The organism is Kineococcus rubinsiae (assembly GCF_011839805.1).
Classification (GTDB): Bacteria; Actinomycetota; Actinomycetes; order Actinomycetales; family Kineococcaceae; genus Kineococcus; species Kineococcus rubinsiae.
Map to the genome: position 1 here is coordinate 1 of NZ_VWPY01000118.1, position 4,019 is coordinate 4,019.

Consider the following 4,019-nt stretch of genomic DNA (forward strand, 5'->3'; position numbering starts at 1 on the left):
CATCGTGACCGAGGGTGATTTGGTCCATCGCGCCGCCGACGAGCGGTTGGAGCCGCGCGAATCGGTCTGGAAGGAGAACTTCTACCGCTCTGTGTTTCGCCGGCGCACACCCGAGACGGACAAGACCGAGGGCCGCACGGCCGCGCAGGTCATGACGCGGGAAGTCCTTACCGTGGCGCCCGAAGACCATGTCACCGTGGCCGCGCGTCTGCTCGCGGATCACAACATCAAGTCTCTGCCCGTCATCGAAAACGAGCGGCTGATCGGCATCATCTCGCGCTTCGATTTGATCAAGCGACTGGCCAGCAACCGCGGATATCTTCAACCCCATGAGCAAGGACTGAGCTAATGTTGACCGCTTTTTTAATTTTTATCGCCACCATCGTACTGGTCATCTGGCAGCCGAAAGGTTTGGGTGTGGGCTGGAGTGCCCTGCTGGGCGCCGCACTGGCACTGCTAGCCGGCGTGGTGCATCTGGGTGATATTCCAACGGTTTGGGGTATCGTCTGGAATGCCACCATCACCTTCATCGCCGTCATCATCATCAGCCTGCTGCTTGATGAAGCCGGTTTTTTTGAGTGGGCGGCGCTACATGTGGCACGCTGGGGTAACGGTAACGGACGCAGGCTGTTCGCCTTTTTCGTGCTGCTGGGCGCGGCCGTGGCGGCACTGTTCGCCAACGACGGCGCGGCGCTGATCCTGACACCGATCGTAATGGCGATGCTGCTGGCGCTCAGGTTCAGTCCAGCGGCGACGCTGGCCTTCGTGATGGCGGCTGGCTTTATTGCCGATACCGCCAGCCTGCCACTGGTCGTCTCCAACCTGGTCAACATCGTCTCAGCCGATTTCTTCAAGATCGGCTTCACCGAGTATGCCGCCATCATGGTGCCGGTCAACATCGTCGCCGTCGCTGCCACCCTGGCGATGTTGATGTGGTTCTTTCGCCGCGACATCCCGAAAGACTACGATGTTATGCAACTAAAAAACCCGCGTGAGGCGATTCTTGACAGCGCCACCTTCAAGGCCGGTTGGTGGGTATTGGCGCTGCTGCTGGTTGGCTTTTTCGGGCTGGAACATGTCGGCGTGCCGATCAGCGCTGTAGCGTCAGCCGGAGCGCTGATTCTACTGGGTGTGGCGGCGCGCGGCCATGTGATCTCCACCCGCAAGGTGCTCAAAGAAGCGCCTTGGCAGATTGTGATTTTTTCACTTGGCATGTACCTGGTGGTCTACGGCCTGCGCAACGAGGGTCTCACCGAACATATCGCCGGACTGCTCGATTACTTCGCACAAGGAGGCGTATGGGGCGCAGCTTTCGGGACGGGCATTCTCACCGCGCTGCTATCGTCGGTCATGAACAACATGCCTACGGTGCTGGTGGGTGCACTCTCCATTGATGCCACGAGTGCAACCGGTGTGGTCAAGGACGCGATGATCTACGCCAATGTGATCGGCAGTGACCTCGGGCCGAAGATCACCCCCATCGGATCGCTGGCGACGCTGCTCTGGTTGCATGTGCTGGCGCGCAAGGGCATGACGATCACTTGGGGTTATTACTTCAAGGTGGGTGTTGTACTAACTGTTCCTGTACTGGCAGTGACACTAGCTGCGCTAGCTCTTCGCCTGAGTCTCACTTGATGCGAGCGGAGCGCTGTTTGCGGACATGCAGTATTGGAGTAAAGAAGGGTGAGCGGCTTGGCGTATGGCTATTCTCTTGAGTGCGGTCATCGGGATACCGCTCTATATCCGCGCCTTTTTTTAGTGGAACTGGATTTACTCGGCCACAGAAAGAAAAAGAGCATCCATGCCACGCCGTTCGATCCTGTCCGCCGCCGAGCGTGACAACCTGCTTGCATTGCCGGACGCCAAGGAAGAGCTGATCCGTCACTACACGTTCAGCGACACCGATCTGTCCAGCATCCGGCAGAGGCGCGGCCCGGCCAACCGCCTTGGCTTCGCCGTGCAGCTCTGCTATCTGCGCTTTCCCGGCGTCATCCTTGGCGCCGATGAACCGCCGTTTCCGCCCTTGCTGAAACTGGTCGCTGACCAGCTCAAGATTGGCATCGAAAGCTGGGGTGAATATGGGCAGCGGGAGCAGACCCGGCGCGAGCACCTGGTCGAGCTGCAAATGGAGTTCGGCTTCCAGCCGTTCACCATGAGCCACTACCGGCAGGCTGTTCAGTTGCTGACCGAGTTGGCCATGCAGACCGACAAGGGCATTGTGCTGGCCAGCGCCTTGATTGAGCATCTGCGGCGGCAGTCGATCATCCTGCCCGCTCTCAACGCCATCGAGCGCGCCAGTGCCGAGGCCATCACCCGCGCCAACCGGCGCATCTACGATGCCCTAGCCGAACCGTTGTCGAACGGGCACCGTCATCGTCTCGACGATCTGCTAAAACGCCGCGATAACGGCAAGACAACTTGGCTAGCCTGGCTGCGCCAGTCGCCCGCCAAACCGAACTCCCGCCACATGCTCGAACACATCGAACGCCTCAAAGCCTGGCAGGCCCTCGACCTGCCCGCTGGCATCGAGCGGCTGGTGCACCAGAACCGCCTACTCAAGATCGCCCGTGAGGGTGGCCAGATGACGCCCGCCGATCTGTCCAAGTTCGAGCCGCAGCGGCGCTACGCCACCCTCATGGCGCTGGCCATCGAGGGCATGGCCACCATTACCGATGAAATTATCGATCTACATGACCGCATTCTGGGCAAGCTGTTCAACGCTGCCAAGAACAAGCATCAGCAGCAGTTCCAGGCATCCGGCAAGGCGATCAACGCCAAGGTGCGCCTGTACGGGCGCATCGGTCAGGCGCTAATCGACGCCAAGCAATCGGGCCGCGACCCGTTCGCCGCCATCGAGGCCGTCATGTCCTGGGATGCCTTCGCCGAGAGCGTCACCGAGGCGCAGAAGCTCGCGCAGCCCGATGACTTCGATTTCCTGCATCGCATCGGCGAGAGCTACGCCACCTTGCGCCGTTACGCGCCGGAATTCCTTGCCGTGCTCAAGCTGCGGGCTGCTCCCGCCGCCAAGGACGTGCTTGATGCCATCGAGGTTCTGCGCGACATGAACATCGACAACGCCCGCAAGGTGCCCGCCGATGCGCCGACCGGCTTCATCAAACCGCGCTGGCAGAAGCTGGTCATGACCGACGCGGGCATCGACCGCCGCTACTACGAACTGTGCGTGCTATCGGAGATGAAGAACGCGCTGCGCTCCGGCGACATCTGGGTGCAGGGGTCGCGCCAGTTCAAGGACTTCGAGGACTACCTGGTGCCGCCCGCGAAATTCGCCCGCCTCAAGCAGGCCAGCGAATTGCCGCTGGCCGTGGCCACCGACTGCGACCAGTACCTGCACGACCGGCTGACGCTGCTGGAAACACAGCTTGCCACCGTCAACCGAATGGCGCTGGCCAACGAGCTGCCGGACGCCATCATCACGGAGTCGGGCCTGAAGATCACGCCGCTCGACGCGGCAGTGCCCGACACCGCACAGGCCCTGATCGACCAGACCGCAATGATCCTGCCGCACGTCAAGATCACCGAATTACTGCTGGAGGTGGACGAATGGACGGGTTTCACCCGGCACTTCGCGCACCTGAAATCCGGCGACTTGGCCAAGGACAAGAACCTGCTGATGACCACGATCCTCGCCGACGCGATCAATCTGGGCCTGACCAAGATGGCGGAGTCCTGCCCCGGCACGACCTACGCCAAGCTGGCCTGGTTGCAAGCCTGGCACGTCCGCGATGAAACCTACGGGGCGGCGCTGGCCGATCTGGTCAACGCACAGTTCCGGCATCCCTTCGCCGAGCACTGGGGCGACGGCACCACGTCATCGTCGGACGGCCAGAACTTCCGCACTGGCAGCAAGGCCGAGAGCACCGGCCACATCAACCCGAAATACGGGAGCAGCCCGGGACGGACGTTCTACACGCACATCTCCGACCAGTACGCGCCATTTCACACCAAGGTCGTGAACGTCGGCGTGCGCGACTCGACCTATGTACTCGACGGCCTGCTGT

Annotated in this window: 3 protein-coding genes; all 3 read left to right on the forward strand. The window is 61.3% G+C overall.

The features are described from left to right. On the forward strand, nucleotides 1-349 hold a 349-nt coding region (locus F1544_RS27260; protein WP_167588544.1), incomplete at its 5' end, for a CBS domain-containing protein. Next, nucleotides 349-1,635, forward strand: coding sequence for an arsenic transporter (locus tag F1544_RS27265; RefSeq protein WP_003799992.1), 1,287 nt, complete (start codon nucleotides 349-351; stop codon nucleotides 1,633-1,635). The genes F1544_RS27260 and F1544_RS27265, both read left to right, overlap by 1 nt. 166 nt (nucleotides 1,636-1,801) lie before the next feature. Further along, a partial coding sequence (locus tag F1544_RS27270; protein WP_167588545.1) for a Tn3 family transposase occupies nucleotides 1,802-4,019 on the forward strand: 2,218 nt, incomplete at its 3' end.

Excerpts from the sequence above, each read along its gene's own strand:
- F1544_RS27265 (WP_003799992.1), top strand. The coding sequence starts at position 349 with ATGTTGACCGCTTTTTTAATTTTTATCGCCACCATCGTACTGGTCATC.